General features: G+C 61.3%; 12 protein-coding genes and 1 pseudogene. 12 read left to right on the top strand and 1 reads right to left on the bottom strand.

The features are described from left to right. Positions 1-3: 3 nt before the first annotated feature. The 10 genes and pseudogenes from CJU94_RS11965 to CJU94_RS11920 all read left to right on the top strand — a co-directional run bounded on the left by CJU94_RS11965 (position 4) and on the right by CJU94_RS11920 (position 12,119). On the top strand, positions 4-1,098 hold the full coding sequence (locus CJU94_RS11965; protein WP_095418869.1) for a tartrate dehydrogenase: 1,095 nt from the start codon (positions 4-6) through the stop codon (positions 1,096-1,098). Positions 1,099-1,338: 240 nt separating this feature from the next. Further along, positions 1,339-2,679, top strand: coding sequence for a glycerate kinase type-2 family protein (locus CJU94_RS11960; RefSeq protein WP_095418868.1), 1,341 nt, complete (start codon positions 1,339-1,341; stop codon positions 2,677-2,679). A gap of 1 nt (position 2,680) precedes the next feature. Then, the gene (gene pyk / locus CJU94_RS11955; RefSeq protein ID WP_095418867.1) at positions 2,681-4,099 is read left to right on the top strand and encodes a pyruvate kinase; all 1,419 of its coding nucleotides are present in this window, start codon (positions 2,681-2,683) and stop codon (positions 4,097-4,099) included. An 8-nt stretch (positions 4,100-4,107) separates the two neighbouring features. After that, complete coding sequence (eno, locus tag CJU94_RS11950; protein ID WP_095418866.1) at positions 4,108-5,400, top strand: phosphopyruvate hydratase; 1,293 nt, start codon at positions 4,108-4,110, stop codon at positions 5,398-5,400. An 83-nt stretch (positions 5,401-5,483) separates the two neighbouring features. Continuing rightward, positions 5,484-6,794 (top strand): MFS transporter, encoded by a 1,311-nt coding sequence (locus tag CJU94_RS11945; RefSeq protein ID WP_095418865.1) that lies wholly within the window; start codon positions 5,484-5,486, stop codon positions 6,792-6,794. A gap of 697 nt (positions 6,795-7,491) precedes the next feature. After that, the gene (locus CJU94_RS11940; protein ID WP_095418864.1) at positions 7,492-8,469 is read left to right on the top strand and encodes a chromate resistance protein ChrB domain-containing protein; all 978 of its coding nucleotides are present in this window, start codon (positions 7,492-7,494) and stop codon (positions 8,467-8,469) included. After that, complete coding sequence (locus CJU94_RS11935) at positions 8,466-9,650, top strand: chromate transporter (protein ID WP_095418863.1); 1,185 nt, start codon at positions 8,466-8,468, stop codon at positions 9,648-9,650. Before CJU94_RS11940 ends, CJU94_RS11935 begins: the two co-directional genes overlap by 4 nt. After that, positions 9,650-9,817: pseudogene (locus CJU94_RS11930) on the top strand (chromate resistance protein ChrB domain-containing protein); the annotation flags it as partial. The gene CJU94_RS11935 and the pseudogene CJU94_RS11930, both read left to right, overlap by 1 nt. Beyond that, positions 9,804-11,060 (top strand): MFS transporter, encoded by a 1,257-nt coding sequence (locus CJU94_RS11925; RefSeq protein ID WP_095420314.1) that lies wholly within the window; start codon positions 9,804-9,806, stop codon positions 11,058-11,060. The pseudogene CJU94_RS11930 and the gene CJU94_RS11925, both read left to right, overlap by 14 nt. Before the next feature lie 9 nt (positions 11,061-11,069). Next, a complete protein-coding gene (locus CJU94_RS11920) occupies positions 11,070-12,119 on the top strand; it encodes a YncE family protein (protein ID WP_095418862.1) in 1,050 nt (349 codons plus the stop codon). Positions 12,120-12,401: 282 nt separating this feature from the next. Here the strand turns inward: CJU94_RS11920 and CJU94_RS11915 are convergent, their stop codons facing one another. Beyond that, positions 12,402-13,187, bottom strand: a complete 786-nt coding sequence (locus CJU94_RS11915) for an IclR family transcriptional regulator (protein WP_095418861.1) — start codon at positions 13,185-13,187, stop codon at positions 12,402-12,404. Between the two features lie 188 nt (positions 13,188-13,375). On the opposite strand from CJU94_RS11915, the gene CJU94_RS11910 reads away from it, so the two are divergent. Then, complete coding sequence (locus CJU94_RS11910; protein ID WP_095418860.1) at positions 13,376-14,659, top strand: MFS transporter; 1,284 nt, start codon at positions 13,376-13,378, stop codon at positions 14,657-14,659. 4 nt (positions 14,660-14,663) lie between these two features. Further along, positions 14,664-15,110 (top strand): type II 3-dehydroquinate dehydratase, encoded by a 447-nt coding sequence (locus tag CJU94_RS11905; protein WP_095418859.1) that lies wholly within the window; start codon positions 14,664-14,666, stop codon positions 15,108-15,110. Positions 15,111-15,193: the final 83 nt, after the last annotated feature.

Raw genomic sequence — 15,193 nt, 5'->3', positions numbered from 1 at the left:
GACATGAAGACCTATCGCATCGCAACCATCCCCGGCGACGGCATCGGCAAGGAAGTCGTACCTGCTGGCGCGCAGATTCTCGAAGCACTTGCAAAGACCACAAAGTCGTTTGCGTTTGAGTTCGAAAACTTCGATTGGGGTGGCGACTACTACCGCAAACACGGCGTCATGATGCCCGCGGACGGCCTCGACTCCATCCGCCACAAGGACGCGATCCTGTTCGGCTCGGCAGGCGATCCGGACATTGCCGACCACATCACGCTGTGGGGCCTGCGCCTCAAGATCTGCCAAGGATTTGATCAATACGCCAACGTCCGGCCGACCCGCATCCTGCCGGGAATCGATGGACCGCTGAAGCGCTGCAAACCGGAAGATCTGAACTGGGTCATCGTGCGTGAAAATTCAGAAGGCGAATATTCGGGCGTGGGCGGCCGGGTCCACCAAGGGCATCCGATCGAAGCCGCAACTGACGTCTCGATCCTGACCCGCGCCGGCGTCGAGCGGATCATGCGTTTCGCGTTCCGTCTCGCTCAATCCCGACCGCGCAAGTTGCTGACCGTCATCACCAAGAGCAATGCGCAACGCCACGCCATGGTGATGTGGGACGAGATCGCACTCGAAATCTCGAAGGAATTCCCGGACGTCAAATGGGACAAGGAACTGGTCGACGCATCGACCGCACGCATGATCAACCGTCCGGCCACACTCGACACGATCGTCGCCACCAATCTGCACGCCGACATTCTCAGCGACCTGGCCGCTGCACTCGCCGGCAGCCTCGGCATCGCGCCGACGGGCAACATCGATCCGGAACGCCGCTATCCGTCGATGTTCGAACCGATCCACGGCTCGGCGTTCGACATCATGGGCAAGGGACTCGCCAATCCGGTCGGCACCTTCTGGTCAGTCGTCATGCTGCTGGAGCATCTCGGCGAAGTCGACGCCGCGAGGCGTGTCATGCAGGCAGTCGAAGCCGTCACTGCTGACACGTCTCTGCACACACGCGATCTCGGCGGCACCGCAACGACGGCGCAAGTGACTGCCGCTGTTTGCGCGCTGATCGAGAAAGCGGCCGTTCCCAGCAGCAACGCAGCGTAAGCGCCAGGCCACCCGCGCACGGTTGCAGCCCGCACCGCGCGCCCACCAGGTGGTGGGCGCGGTCGAGCAGCGCGGGCGTCCCACGTGTTCCTCAGACTACGACAACGCCGCTGCGTTGCGCGGCCGGTCGAACTCGTCCTTACGCAGCAAATATGAAGCAGGAGACACCATGTTCACTTCACTCGATCTCGCGCCCTTCGATTCTGCTCCGGCCAGCGCGGCCGCCACGCGAGAGCAGAAATGAAAACCTCCGCCCATGTCAGGCCGTCAGCGAACAACGGCGCGCCCAGCGAACCGGATATCGACTGTCTGCTGCAAGAGATGTTCAAGGCCGCCATCTCGACCGCACAACCGGCGCTTCGCGTCCCTGGCTTCCTTCCGTCTCCGCCTCGCGGGCGAACCATTGTCATCGGCGCAGGCAAAGCCTCGGCAGCCATGGCGAAGGCAGTCGAAGATCACTGGAGCGGGGAGATCGAAGGTCTTGTCGTCACGCGCTACGGATACGCCGTTGCATGCGAGCGAATCGAGATTGTCGAGGCGGCCCACCCGGTACCCGACGAGAACGGGCTGAAAGCAGCTCAACGGATGCTGCAACGTGTCTCGGGCCTGACCGCCGACGACCTGGTGCTCTGCCTCATCTCTGGAGGCGGATCTTCGCTGTTGCCGCTACCGGCCGATGGCCTGACGTTGCAGGACAAACAGGAAATCAATCAGGCATTGCTTTCCAGCGGCGCAACCATCTCTGAAATGAACTGCGTCCGTAGACACCTCTCGGCAATCAAGGGCGGTCGCCTTGCTGCAGCGTGCTATCCGGCTCGTGTCGTCAATCTGATCATCTCGGACGTGCCCGCCGATGCCGCAAGCGATATCGCATCAGGTCCGACTGTGCCGGACGCCACGACCTGCGCGGACGCCCTGGCGGTGCTGCGACGCTACGAAATTTGTGCGTCCCCAGCGATCATCGATCTGCTGGAAAACAACCGTACGGAGACGTTAAAGCCCAACGATCCCCGCTTGCCGGACATCGAAACCCATCTGATCGCGACGCCTCAACTCGCCCTCGAAGCCGCTGCGGCGCAGTCACGCGCCGCGGGAATATGCGCTTACATCCTCAGTGACGCGATCGAAGGAGAGGCGCGCGATGTGGGCGCCGTGATGGCCGGCATTGCGATGCAGGTAAGCCGACGCAGTCAGCCCTTCCCTGCACCCTGCATCCTGCTGTCCGGCGGAGAGACGACCGTCACCATCCGGGGAAACGGCCGCGGTGGACGCAACGTTGAATTTCTGCTTTCCCTTGCCGTCGCGCTGAACGGCGAGCCCGGTGTATTCGCCCTTGCAGGTGATACAGACGGCGTTGACGGTCAGGAAGAAATCGCCGGCGCGCTTCTCAGGCCAGACACTCTGGCGCGGGCCAGGATGCGTGGCATCCGTGCGACCGAGCGTCTTGAAGACAACGATGCTCACGGCTTCTTTCAGGCGCTTGGCGACTCGGTCATCACCGGGCCGACGCTGACCAACGTCAACGATTTCCGTGCCATTTTTATTGCCGCTCAGCACGGCGATCTTTCGGGGAGTAGATAAGATGCGCCGCAATCGAAATGCAAAAATTGTCGCCACCTTGGGTCCGGCTAGCACCAGTCGCGAAACCATTGAAGCGCTGTTCAAGGCGGGAGCCGATGTCTTCCGCCTGAACTTCAGCCACGGAACGCACGAGGACCATCAACGTCGTCTCGAAATCATCCGCTCCATCGAGCAGGACGCAGGTCGGCCCATCGGCGTGTTGCTCGACCTTCAGGGTCCGAAGCTGCGGATTGGCACGTTTGTAGATGGTCCCATCAAGCTTGAGAAAGGCGCCATGTTCCGCCTCGATCTCGACGCAAAGACACCCGGCGACATTAATCGTGTCGCGTTGCCGCACCCGGAGATCTTCGCAGCGCTCAAGGAGCAAACGAATCTTCTGCTCGACGACGGGCGTGTCCAACTCCGGGTCGAGCGTTGCGGCCCGGACTTCGCGCAAACATCTGTTGTTGTTGGAGGCGTACTCTCCGAGCGCAAAGGCGTCAACGTTCCTGACGTCGTGCTTCCGCTTTCCGCAATGACGGACAAGGACCGTCGCGATCTGGAGTTCGGCCTCACGCTGGGTATCGACTGGTTGGCGCTTTCGTTCGTTCAACGCGTCGAGGACATTCTCGAGGTGCGGAAAATTGTAGGCGACCGCATCGGGATCGTCGCGAAGCTGGAAAAGCCCGCAGCGATCGGAAGCCTTGATGCGATCGTAGAGGAAGCAGATGCCGTGATGGTTGCTCGAGGCGATCTCGGTGTAGAGATGCCAGCCGAGCAGGTGCCAGCGATTCAAAAGCGCATCGTGCGGGCCTGTCGCAAAGCCGGGAAGCCTGTCATCGTGGCTACACAGATGCTCGAATCGATGGTTACAGCCCCCGTTCCTACGCGAGCCGAAGCCTCCGATGTAGCAACAGCCATCTACGACGGTGCCGATGCCGTGATGTTATCGGCCGAATCGGCAAGTGGCAAATATCCCGTCGAAGCCGTGCGGATGATGGATCTCATCATTACCCAGACAGAAGCCGACCCGTACTACCGCGAGGTGATCACTGCTTCGCATACGGCGCCTCGTGCAAATACCGCGGATGCGATCGGGTACGCAATGCGCCATGTCACGGGTCTGCTTAACGCGACCGCGACCGTTGCCTACACGAGTTCCGGATATTCGGCGCTGCGGATGGCGCGCGAACGGCCGTGCGCGCCAATTATCGGCATGACCCCGCGACAGGCCACTGCCCGTCGCCTGGCATTGGCGTGGGGCGTGCACCCTGTTCTCTGCGACGAAGTCATCGACGTTCTCGAAGTCAGCGAACTCGCGTGCCATACCGTCCGCGAAGAAGGGTTTGGAAGAACGGGACAGACCGTCGTGATTTCCGCGGGCGTGCCTTTTGGGACACCCGGCACGACCAATCTACTGCGCATCGCGCAAATCCAGTGAGGTGTGAAATGGCACGTATTCAAGACGTCAAGGGATTTGAGCTTCTCGATTCCCGAGGTAATCCGACTGTCGCCGCGCGGGTGACGCTGGACGACGGTTCAACCGGATTTGCCATCGCCCCGTCGGGCGCATCGACCGGCGCGCGCGAGGCGCTGGAGTTGCGTGATGGCGATACGACCCGATACGCCGGCAAAGGGGTCCGGCTCGCCGTAGGCCACGTCAACGGAGAGCTGCGGCAGGCGTTGCTCGGATGCGAGGCGATCGAACAGACTGTCATTGATCGCCGCATGATCGAGCTGGACGGCACACCGACGAAAGCGCGTCTCGGTGCGAATGCGATTCTCGCAGTCTCGCTGGCGACAGCCAAGGCGGCGGCCGTGGCAGCAAGGGTTCCGCTCTACAGGTCCGTTGCAACGACGCAGACGGCGCACTTGCCGTTGCCAATGATGAACATCATTAATGGTGGCGCCCACGCGGACAACAATGTGGACCTTCAGGAATTCATGATCCTGCCGGTCGGCGCACCCACCTTCTCAGAAGCGTTGCGCTGGGGCGTCGAAGTTTTCCACGCACTCAAAAGCGTCCTGAAAGAGCGGGGACTTTCGACCGCCGTAGGCGATGAAGGTGGCTTCGCTCCCGAGTTGGCATCCAATGAGGCAGCGCTCGACATCATCATGCTCGCAATCGAGACGGCCGGTTACGCGCCGGGGAAGGACATTCACCTCGGCCTGGATACGGCGAGTTCCGAATTCTTCATCGATGGCAAATACGAGCTTGCCTCCGAGGCACGGAGTTTCGACTCGCTCGGCTTCGTCGAATATCTGGCAAAACTCGCTGACAGCTATCCGATCGTGTCGATCGAAGACGGCATGGCCGAGAACGATTGGGACGGCTGGAATCTGCTGACCCAGCGGCTTGGTGACCGGCTGCAACTCGTCGGTGACGATCTGTTCGTGACCAACACAGCGATCCTGAGAGAAGGCATCGAGCGCAAAGTCGCCAACTCGATTCTCATCAAACCGAATCAGATCGGCACGCTTACCGAAACGCTGGCAGCTATCGCCATGGCGGAACAGGCGGGCTATTCATCGGTGATTTCGCATCGGTCCGGCGAAACCGAGGATACGACCATCGCTGATCTAAGCATCTGCACGGCGGCGACACAAATCAAGACTGGTTCTCTATGCCGCTCCGAGAGAGCGGCCAAGTACAACCGGCTTCTACTCATCGAGGCGGAACTCGGCGACAGGGCGTTGTATCGCGGAGCATCCGCCCTCCCGTTGGCCATCGGCAGACCATAAAAGCCGGACCAATGGCTGCCGGACTGCGTGCTTACGTATCCCATTTTCAATAGAGCAATGCTCAAGCCTCCAAGGAGGAGACAATGATTTCCGATCTCGAAGCCCGGGTTTCCCGGAAGCTCATGCTGCGGATAATTCCGTTTGTCATGCTGCTGTATTTCGTCAGTTTTCTCGACCGCGTCAACGTGGGTTTCGCCGCGATGACAATGAACAAAGCCATCGGCCTTTCGCCGACGGCGTTTGGCCTGGGTGGTGGATTGTTTTTTATCGGCTACTTTCTGTTCGAGGTGCCGTCGAACCTGATTCTTCACAAGGTCGGGGCGCGATTGTGGATCGCACGCGTGATGGTAACGTGGGGCATCGTTTCCGCAGCGTCGGCTTTCGTGATCGGCCCGAATACCTTTTACGCGCTTCGCTTTGTGCTCGGCGTCGCGGAAGCCGGCTTCTTCCCTGGCATCATCCTGTACCTGAGCCTGTGGTTCCCGGCGCGCCAGCGCGCCGTTGCAGCGGCCTGGTTCATGGCGGCGGCTCCCATCTCCACGGCGATCGGCTCGCCGATCTCAGGCGCGATCATGAAGCTGCCGCCGATCGCCGGCCTGGCCGACTGGCAAATTCTGTACATCCTTGAAGCCCTTCCCGCAATCATTCTTGGCTTCGTGGTGTTGAAGTACATGACGGACGCGCCGTCGAAAGCACACTGGATGCAACCCGAAGAACGCGAGTGGTTGATTGCGAAGCTGAAGGCCGAAGCTGACGCACGGGAATCGCACGCCGGGCATACCGCCGGGGCGCTGAGCGCATTGCGCGACCCACGGGTTCTGGCGCTCGCCTTGATCTACTTCGGTACGTCGGCGGGTCTGTACACGCTCGGCCTTTGGGCTCCGCTGATCATCCGTCAGTATGGCTTCGGCTCGTTCGAGACCGGCCTCATTGCAGGCATTCCCAGCGTACTGGCGGTAGTCGCAATGATTCTGTGGGCCAAGCATTCCGATCGCACCGAAGAACGCACGTGGCACGTGGTGATCCCGTGTGTCCTCGCGTGCCTGGGTTTTGTCTTTGTCGGTCAGGCCAGCACGGCATTGATGGTCATTCTTGCACTGGTCATCGTGAATATCGGTATCAGCGCCGCAAAAGCGCCGCTGTGGGCGATGCCGAGCATGTTTCTTTCCGGCGCGGGAGCGGCTGCGGGCATCGCGATGATCAACTCGGTTGGCAATCTCGGCGGCTTCGTCGGCCCGTTTGTGATCGGCTGGCTGAAAAACGTGACGGGTAGTTATTCGGCCGGACTGTATGTCGTCGCCGCGACGTTGGCGGTGTCCGCCGTCGTGACATTGATGCTGAGTCGGCGAGCACAGCAAACACACGCACCCGTTGGCCAACGGCACGGTCACTAAGCTGACTGATCGTCAGGGATCGAAGCGGCCTGCAGATGGGTTCAGTCTGGCCTTGCCCGGCCGCGGGTATCTCAACTGATGTCGCGAAGACGCCTTACCGAGAGACTTGATCGAAAGCGGTCGTTCGGTGTCACACCGGCGAGCGTCCCTTCGTGGCCGAGAGCACGTATCCGAACGCTCGCCGGGCAGTTCCCGTCCGTCGCGAGAAATAGTCACCCGGTTCCATGGGCGCGCAGTGGAATGCCACGGGCGACCGGGCGTTACACCGGCTGCTATGTCCGCGCCACTGTGTCGGGCGATTTTTCCGACCATACGCTGGCGAGTGATGCGCACCTTCACACCTGCCGCGCAGGCACCCGTGGGTCTGGTCATTGTGCCCTGTTCACGCCAGCATGGTACGGACGGGGACATCGCCGACGGGCTCACCTGGGCAAAGGCATGTCACGCCCCTCAGGAGACGTTCGTATTGTCCCGGCGAACGACCGAAGTCCCTCTGCGAGAGGACGATCGTAGTTCTGGACGCGCGGAGAGTTCGACGGCATCGGCCCTTTGGACAACACATATTCCGTATTCCACGTTCGTCCCTCCATCGACTTCGTCCGCGCGCTCGCGGCGCGGACCACGCCGTGCCCAGGTTGGGCAAACGTGCCCGGACTCCATCTTGTAGAGTACGCTACCATGTTGTAACGTAAACAACATGAACTCATCGAACAACTGGCTGTTACTGGTCCTCACGCTCCCGACCGACAACGCCACCGCCCGCATGCGCTTCTGGCGCGCTCTCAAAGCCAGAGGCTGCGCAGTCCTGCGTGACGGGGTTTATCTGTTGCCCGCGACCGACGCCGCCGAAGCCGAGCTGCTGGAACTTGGATCGAGTATCGGCGAAGCCGGTGGGGCGGCGCATCTCATCCGGGCTCCCAGTCGCGGAGCGGATCAGGAAGCCGAGTTCCGGTCCCTTTTCGACCGGGCCGACGAGTACGCAGCTTTCATACGGGCGCTTGCCGATGCGAGAAAGACCCTGTCCAGCCTCTCGCCCACAGAAATCGCCCGCCTGTTGAGGCGCACGGGCAAGGACTTCGAGGCGATTTCCGGTATCGATTTCTTCAGGAACGAGGCATCGACCCGCGCCGAGGCGGCGTGGCAGGATTTCGTCGCGCTGGCCAACACGATCCTGTCGCCGGGGGAGCCTCATCAGGTCGAAGGCGCCATTCCCAAGCTGCGCCGCGAGGACTATCACGGCCGGATCTGGGCGACGCGCCAGCGGCTGTGGGTGGACCGCGTGGCGAGCGCGTGGCTCATCCGGCGCTTTGTTGATTCCGAGGCGCGTTTTCTGTGGCTTTCATCCCCCGACGAGTGTCCTCCCGACGCCCTCGGCTTCGACTTCGATGGCGCCGCCTTTTCCCACGTTGGCGAGCGCGTGACCTTTGAAGTGCTGGTGGCCAGCTTCGGTCTTATGGACCAACCGGGACTACTCAAACTGGGCACGCTCGTCCATGCGCTCGATATCGGCGGCGAAGTGGTACCGGAAGCCATCGGCTTCGAAGCCGTCATGACGGGAGCGAAAGCGCGTGCGCTGACCGACGACGCGTTGCTGGCAGAAATGAGCAACGTCCTTGATTCGCTGCTGGCGCATTTTGCCGCCACTGAAAAAACCGACGCAGGGAAACGCCAATGAGCACCGTCACGCACGCCGTGCCCACTTACACGCTCGGTCAACTGGTCCGCTACATGTTGCGACTCGGCACCATTGGCTTCGGCGGGCCGGTCGCATTGGCCGGCTATATGCACCGCGACCTCGTCGAACGGTTGGGCTGGATCAGCGAAGAGGACTACAAGGAAGGAATAGCGCTGGCCCAGTTGGCGCCGGGGCCGATGGCCGCGCAACTGGCCATCTATCTCGGATATGTGCACTTCCGTGTCCTCGGCGCCACGCTCGTGGGCATAGCGTTTGTCGTCCCATCGTTCTTGATGGTTGTGGCGCTTGGTTGGGCCTATGCGCACTTTGGCGGCCTGTCGTGGATGCAGGCGGTCTTTTATGGCGTGGGCGCGGCGGTCGTCGGCATTATCGCGATGAGCGCGTACAAGCTGACAAAGAAGACGGTCGGTTCCGACAAGTTGCTATGGGCGATCTTTCTCACACTGGCCGCCGTCACGTTCGTGACGGAATCGGAGATTGCGTGGCTCTTCATCGCCGCGGGCGTCATCGGATGGTTGCGACGCGCGCCACCGAAGTGGCTCACCAAAGGCAGCGTACACGGACTTGCTGTAGGGTACCTGCCCGCAATGAGCGGCTTACTGAGCGGTGTCGACCTTCCACTGCTCGGACAGATCGGGCTGTTCTTCGCGAAAGCCGGCGCATTCGTCTTCGGCTCCGGTCTCGCCATCGTGCCGTTTCTGTACGGCGGGGTCGTCACCGAGCACCATTGGCTGAATGACCGCCAGTTCGTCGACGCGGTTGCCGTGGCGATGATTACACCGGGACCGGTCGTCATCACAGTCGGATTCATTGGATACCTGGTGGCAGGTTTGGCCGGCGCATGTGTCGCGGCCTTGGCCACATTCCTGCCGTGTTACCTGTTCACCGTGCTTCCGGCACCGTACTTCAAGAGATACGGGAAGCTGCCGGGCGTCAAGGCGTTCGTGGATGGCATCACGGCGGCCGCCGTTGGAGCCATCACGGGCTCCGTTCTGGTCATCGCGAAACGATCTCTCATCGATATCCCAACCATTGCGTTGGCGCTCGCAACCGTGCTGCTTCTGTTGCGCTTCAAGAAACTGCAGGAGCCGGTCATCGTCATCGCAGCGGCACTATTTGGTCTTGTCGTTTATCCGCTTGTTCATTCTCACGGTATCTAGTTGTGCGCGGCGCGGACACAAGTCGGCTCGACCCGGCTCCGGAGGCGAGCGGGCTTTACGCGATCTCGATCGGGCTGTCCCGCGATTGCGACCACGAGCGGTTGCGGCACGGCACGGTTGTGTACGGCGCGCTCCATGCGTGGTGTCGAGGCGATGCGCACATCTAGGAGAGAGTCTGCGATCGCCGGTCACAGTGCATTGGCACGCCTGATCTTGCCCGCCGGGGCAGACGAAAGCGCGGTACCCCTGCTCATCGGTCGCGGGTTGCGCGGTTTCTGCGACGGATTCGTCGCGGTGCTTCTGCCGGCGTACCTGCTCGCTCTAGGTTTCGGTCTACTGGACGTCGGACTCGTTAGCAGCGCCACGTTGATCGGTTCGGCGCTCGCGACAATCCTGGTCGGAATCTTCGCCGCGCGCCATCCGCCGCGTCGCGTGCTCATCCTTGCAGCGGGCCTGATGGCCGCGACCGGCATGGGCTTCATGGGATCGTCTTCGCTCTGGCCGTTGCTCATCGTCGCGTTCGGCGGAACGCTCAACCCCAGTTCAGGGGACGTCAGCCTGTTTCTACCGCTTGAACTGGCGATCCTCGCGGGTTCAGCCGCAGGCGATGCGCGCACAGCGATATTTGCCCGTTATAGCCTGGTCGGCGCGGTGTCCGCCGCCGTGGGTGCTTTGGCGGCAGCTATTCCAGGGTGGGTGGTCCTGCACATCGGCCTGTCACTGCTTGCTGCCCTGCGCGCAATGTTCGGCGTTTATGCGCTGGTCGGACTTGCTCTGTGGCTCCTCTATCGCAGGTTGCCAGAACCGCAACAGCAAGAGCCGATTCGCAACGCATCGTTGGGTCCGTCGCGCGGAATCGTCACGCGCCTCGCACTACTTTTCAGCGTGGACGCATTCGCTGGTGGCCTGGTCGTGAACTCGTTGCTGTCGCTGTGGTTGATGCAGCGCTTTGGCCTTTCGCTGGCCGCGGCGGGTCAGTTCTTCTTCTGGGCAGGGTTGTTGACCGCAGGTTCGCAGCTCGCCGCGGTGCCGCTGGCTCGCAAGATCGGATTGCTGAATACGATGGTATTCACCCACATCCCATCCAGCCTCTGCCTGATTGCTGCCGCTCTCGCACCGTCCTTGCTGCTGACGCTAGCGTTACTGCTGATGCGCAGCGCGCTGTCGCAAATGGACGTGCCAACCCGGACCGCCTATGTAATGGCGGTGGTGACGCCGCCCGAGCGGCCTGCAGCCGCGAGCTTCACAGCGGTACCCAGAAGCCTGGCGGCGGCACTCGGCCCCACGCTGGCAGCAGCGCTGCTGGCTGTCGGATGGGTCGGCGCCCCGCTTATCGCCTGCGGGGTGCTCAAGATTAGCTATGACCTTGCCCTGCTAGGGGTGTTCCGACGGGTGAAACTCACCGAGTAGAGTACGGTCATGAATTCACTTCATATCCGGCCGGTCGCTCGTTGGCGGCTTCGTTTCGCGTACGCTCTCGCTGCCGTGCTGGCGCTCGTCGCGTTTCGGGCTTCGCGTGCAGGTGATGGTTTTGAACCCGGCGGTCTGCCACTCAAGTTGATAACCGACGCGCCGCTCGGCGGAGGGCCGACACGACTCGACTACGCGAGCCTCGATCCGGGGCGTCATCTGCTGTTCATCGCGCACCTGGGTGACGGCCAGGTCATCGTGTTCGATACGCGCATTGCGCGCGTTGTCAGCCGGATTCCGGACGTCGCCTCAGTGCATGGCGTACTGGCGATTCCTGAGCTGTCACGTGTTTATGCGTCGGCTACGGGGTCGCACGAGGTTGTCGCAATTGATGAGGTGACGCTGAAGGTCACCGCGCGTATGCCGGGTGGCACCTACCCGGACGGCATGGCTTACGCTCCCGATGCGCATAAACTGTATGTATCCGACGAAACAGGTGCGACGCAGACCGTGATTGACGTTCGCTCGAACACGCGGATCGCGACGATCCCGCTCGGCGGCGAGGCCGGCAATACCCAGTACGATCCGGTTTCCCGGCACATTTTCGTGAACGTTCAGTCCCGACGACAACTGGTGGACATCGACCCCGCCACCGATCAAATCGTCGCGCGTATCGATTTACCCGGCGCACGCGGCAATCACGGACTGCTCATCGATCCAGGACAACGGCTCGCCTTCATAGCGTGCCAGGGCAATGACAAACTGCTGGTACTCGACATGCGCACGATGCACGTCACCTCATCCTTTAGCGTCGGCCACGATCCGGATGTCCTCGCTTTGGACTCCGCACAGCATCTGGTTTATGTGGCAGGCGAAGCCGGCATTGTCTCGATTTTCAGAGCCGAAGCAGGCACCGTATCGAAAATCGGCGACGCTCACGTTGGCCCCAATGCACATGTCGTCGCGGTGGATCAACTTACGCATCGGGCTTACTTCCCGCTCAAAAACGTCCACGGACAGGCAACGTTGCGTGTGATGGAATCGACGCTAAGGCAATAAGTCGCCGTCAGACGCATTGACTCGCGAACGGACGAGGCAGTCTGGTGCAAAGTGAGATGGATGGGGAGGCTGGATGAAGTTCGCTTTCCTGGCCCGGTAAAGTAGCGCACCGATAAGCTCTGCGCCAAAGCAACTTTACAGCCGACCTATGCCAGTGCTCCTTATCGCTCAAGCCGCGTTTTGGCCTGCGGCCCATTCTCCCGTGATGCAGCAGCGCCTCCTCAGCAGTTCGATCGAAGTGGATCAGGCTTGCTTTCCACACGGCGCTGATCCAGTTCCGCCTCATCCCTTACCGAGTGGCGGCCGACTGGGAAACCCCGCCATATTACTCAACTGGGCCAGTTCATTCGCTGCCTCGCGCAGCAGGACCGAGTACTCGTGGATCTTCTCGGCGGTCAGCCGCACCCGTGGACCGGCCAGACTGATCACGCCGACGCAGCGCGAGCCGCTTACCACGGGCACCGCCACCGCTGACATGCGCGGAGCAAACACCTCGTCGATCATCGCGTAACCACGCACACGCGCGGCGTGCAGGAAACCCAGCAGCGCCTTGAGCGTCGTCGGCGCATTGGGTCCGAACTCGTTTGGCTGTCCGAAGCCCTGCTTCAAAACCAGTGCGATCGCCTGTTCGTCGGTCATCGTCATGAGCCACGCGTGTCCGGTCGACGTGCATGAAAGTCGCGCAGCCTGGCCCATGTCGGGATCGTAGCGAAAGCCGATGCGATGCCCGTCCGCCTTACCCACCCAGATAATTGCTTCGCCGTCCACCAACGACAGCCGCGCCAGTTCACCGCTCTGCGCGGCGACGCGTTCGATGATCGGCTGGGCGATATCTGCGATCCCCGTCAGGCTCAGGAACTCGAGTCCGTTCGACGTCATGCGCATTGTCAGGATGTACTGGCTGTGATCGGCCAGTTGCCTGACATACCCGCCTTCAACGAGTTCGGCGAGCACGCGGTGACACGTGCTGCGCGGCAGGGACAAGGCATCCGCAATGGCAACGAGGCCCACGCCTTCGCCTTGCGACGCCAGCAAATCGAGAATTCTTAGACCGTTTTTGAGCGACATGTCCCGCCCACTTCCACAATGTGAAATGCAGTTCCGGTACGGAACGCCCCCTCTTTGCAGCGCAAACAATAGCACTGGTTCGTCGCCAGAAGCGAACGTTTCAACATATCGAAAATTCAGGAGACAACATGTCATTTCTTGCTAATTCAGACCTTGCCGCGGAAGAACAGTCCGCGCAGGCTCACTTGATGGCGCGCCGGGCGGTGGCAGGCGCAACCGTCGGTACGGCGCTCGAATGGTTCGACTTCGCGTTGTATGGCGTCGTCGCGGCCACGATCTTTCCGAAGCTGTTTTTCCCGTCCCTCGACCCGACCGCCTCGCTGCTCGCATCGCTGGCGAGCTTCTGGGCCGGGCTCGCCGCACGTCCGCTGGGTGCGGTGATCTGCGGGATGCTGGGCGACCGTTGGGGACGCCGCAAACTGATGCTGGTCACAGTCTCGGTAATGGGCGTGTCGTCGTTCCTGATGGGATTGCTGCCCACTTACCACCAGGTTGGCATCCTCGCGCCAACGTTGCTGGTCTCGTTGCGGATCATCCAGGGTTTCGCGCTCGGCGGGGAATCGACGGGCGCGCAACTGATGGCGGTGGAGCATGCGTCAGCAGCGCGACGTGGGTGGTATTCGGGTCTACTCGGCATTTGCTCGCCGCTCAGCCAGATCCTCGCCAATTTCTCGCTGTTTACGCTCGCCGCCGTGCTTTCGTCGGACGACTTCGATTCATGGGGATGGCGAATCCCGTTCCTCGCAAGCTTCGTCCTTGTGCTGCTGGGCATCTACATCCGCAGGAAGGTTAGCGAGACACCGGCCTTCGAGGCGCTCAACAGGAGTGGCGCGCGCGCACACGCCGCCAATCCGCTCGGCATCGTATTCAAGTACCACTGGCGCACCGCGCTGCGTCTGACGCTGTTCTTTTGCGGGCCGGCTGCGCTGTTCTATTTGATCGTGGTTTTCTCACTCAGCTACCTGACGAAACACCTCGGCGTACCGAAGCAGACCGGATTCATGCTGCTAATGGTTGCGAATGTCTGTGCAATCGCGGGGGCGCTGGCGGGCGGCTATCTGAGCGATCGGATCGGACGCAAACGTGCGCTGATGATCGGCTCGTTCTGTACGCTGATCTGCTGCCTGATCTACTTCCCGATTCTCAACCAGAACTCGATCGCCATGACGATGGCCGTGATGGGCGCGTTCCTCGGATTCACACAGTTCCAGAGTGGCATCCAGCCGGTCTGGTTCGCTGAGTCCTTTCCGACCGAGGCGCGCTACACGGGGTCCGCACTGTCGTACTCGGGAGCCAACCTGCTCACCGGCGGCCCGATGCCGATCGTCGCCGTGGCGCTGCTCAATGCCTTTAACGGGTCCCCGTGGGCCATCGTAGCGGTTTGCGGCTCACTGAACCTGATCTCCTTCCTGATGATCGCAATATCCCGGGAAACCAAAGGCACGTCCCTGGAACGCTCTTCTACACATTGAAACCATGACTCGCAAACTCTACATCCTCAATGGCTCCAATCTGAACATGCTGGGCGCAAGGGAGCCTCACATTTACGGCACCACCACGCTCAAGGACATCGAAGAGAACTGCCTGACGCTGGCTGACGCGCTCAAGTTCGACTGCGTATTCCGTCAGACCAACAGCGAAAGCGAGCTGATTGACTGGATCCAGGAAGCGTTCCTGCAGGACGCGGCGCTGATCATCAATCCGGCCGGTTTTTCGTTCGGCCGGATTCCGGTGCTCGACGCAGTCAAGCTCGTCCGTCGGCCGGTAGTGGAATTGCATATCACCAACATACATGCGCGTTCGGAAGAATATCGTCACTCGACCATCTCGGTAGCGGCTACGGCGGTGATCTGCGGGGCAGGAGCAAACGGATATCTGCTAGCGATCCGCGCGATTGACGATCTGTGGGGCAATCCAACCTGAGCCGGTCCCTCAATTCATGAAGCACGCTGGCTCCGTGAGGGAGCCGGCTTCGGCCGACGTGCGCGCGTCGAGCATCGGCCGGG

The sequence above is a fragment of the Paraburkholderia aromaticivorans genome (assembly GCF_002278075.1).
Classification (GTDB): Bacteria; Pseudomonadota; Gammaproteobacteria; order Burkholderiales; family Burkholderiaceae; genus Paraburkholderia; species Paraburkholderia aromaticivorans.
This window is presented reverse-complemented; position numbering and strand designations above follow the sequence as displayed.

Bases quoted from the DNA above. Each gene is read 5' to 3' on its own strand.
- CJU94_RS11965 (WP_095418869.1), top strand. From the start codon at position 4: ATGAAGACCTATCGCATCGCAACCATCCCCGGCGACGGCATCGGCAAG.
- CJU94_RS11960 (WP_095418868.1), top strand. From the start codon at position 1,339: ATGAAAACCTCCGCCCATGTCAGGCCGTCAGCGAACAACGGCGCGCCC.
- pyk (WP_095418867.1), top strand. From the start codon at position 2,681: ATGCGCCGCAATCGAAATGCAAAAATTGTCGCCACCTTGGGTCCGGCT.
- eno (WP_095418866.1), top strand. From the start codon at position 4,108: ATGGCACGTATTCAAGACGTCAAGGGATTTGAGCTTCTCGATTCCCGA.
- CJU94_RS11945 (WP_095418865.1), top strand. From the start codon at position 5,484: ATGATTTCCGATCTCGAAGCCCGGGTTTCCCGGAAGCTCATGCTGCGG.
- CJU94_RS11940 (WP_095418864.1), top strand. From the start codon at position 7,492: ATGAACTCATCGAACAACTGGCTGTTACTGGTCCTCACGCTCCCGACC.
- CJU94_RS11935 (WP_095418863.1), top strand. From the start codon at position 8,466: ATGAGCACCGTCACGCACGCCGTGCCCACTTACACGCTCGGTCAACTG.
- CJU94_RS11925 (WP_095420314.1), top strand. From the start codon at position 9,804: ATGCGCACATCTAGGAGAGAGTCTGCGATCGCCGGTCACAGTGCATTG.
- CJU94_RS11920 (WP_095418862.1), top strand. From the start codon at position 11,070: ATGAATTCACTTCATATCCGGCCGGTCGCTCGTTGGCGGCTTCGTTTC.
- CJU94_RS11915 (WP_095418861.1), bottom strand. From the start codon at position 13,187: ATGTCGCTCAAAAACGGTCTAAGAATTCTCGATTTGCTGGCGTCGCAA.
- CJU94_RS11910 (WP_095418860.1), top strand. From the start codon at position 13,376: ATGGCGCGCCGGGCGGTGGCAGGCGCAACCGTCGGTACGGCGCTCGAA.
- CJU94_RS11905 (WP_095418859.1), top strand. From the start codon at position 14,664: ATGACTCGCAAACTCTACATCCTCAATGGCTCCAATCTGAACATGCTG.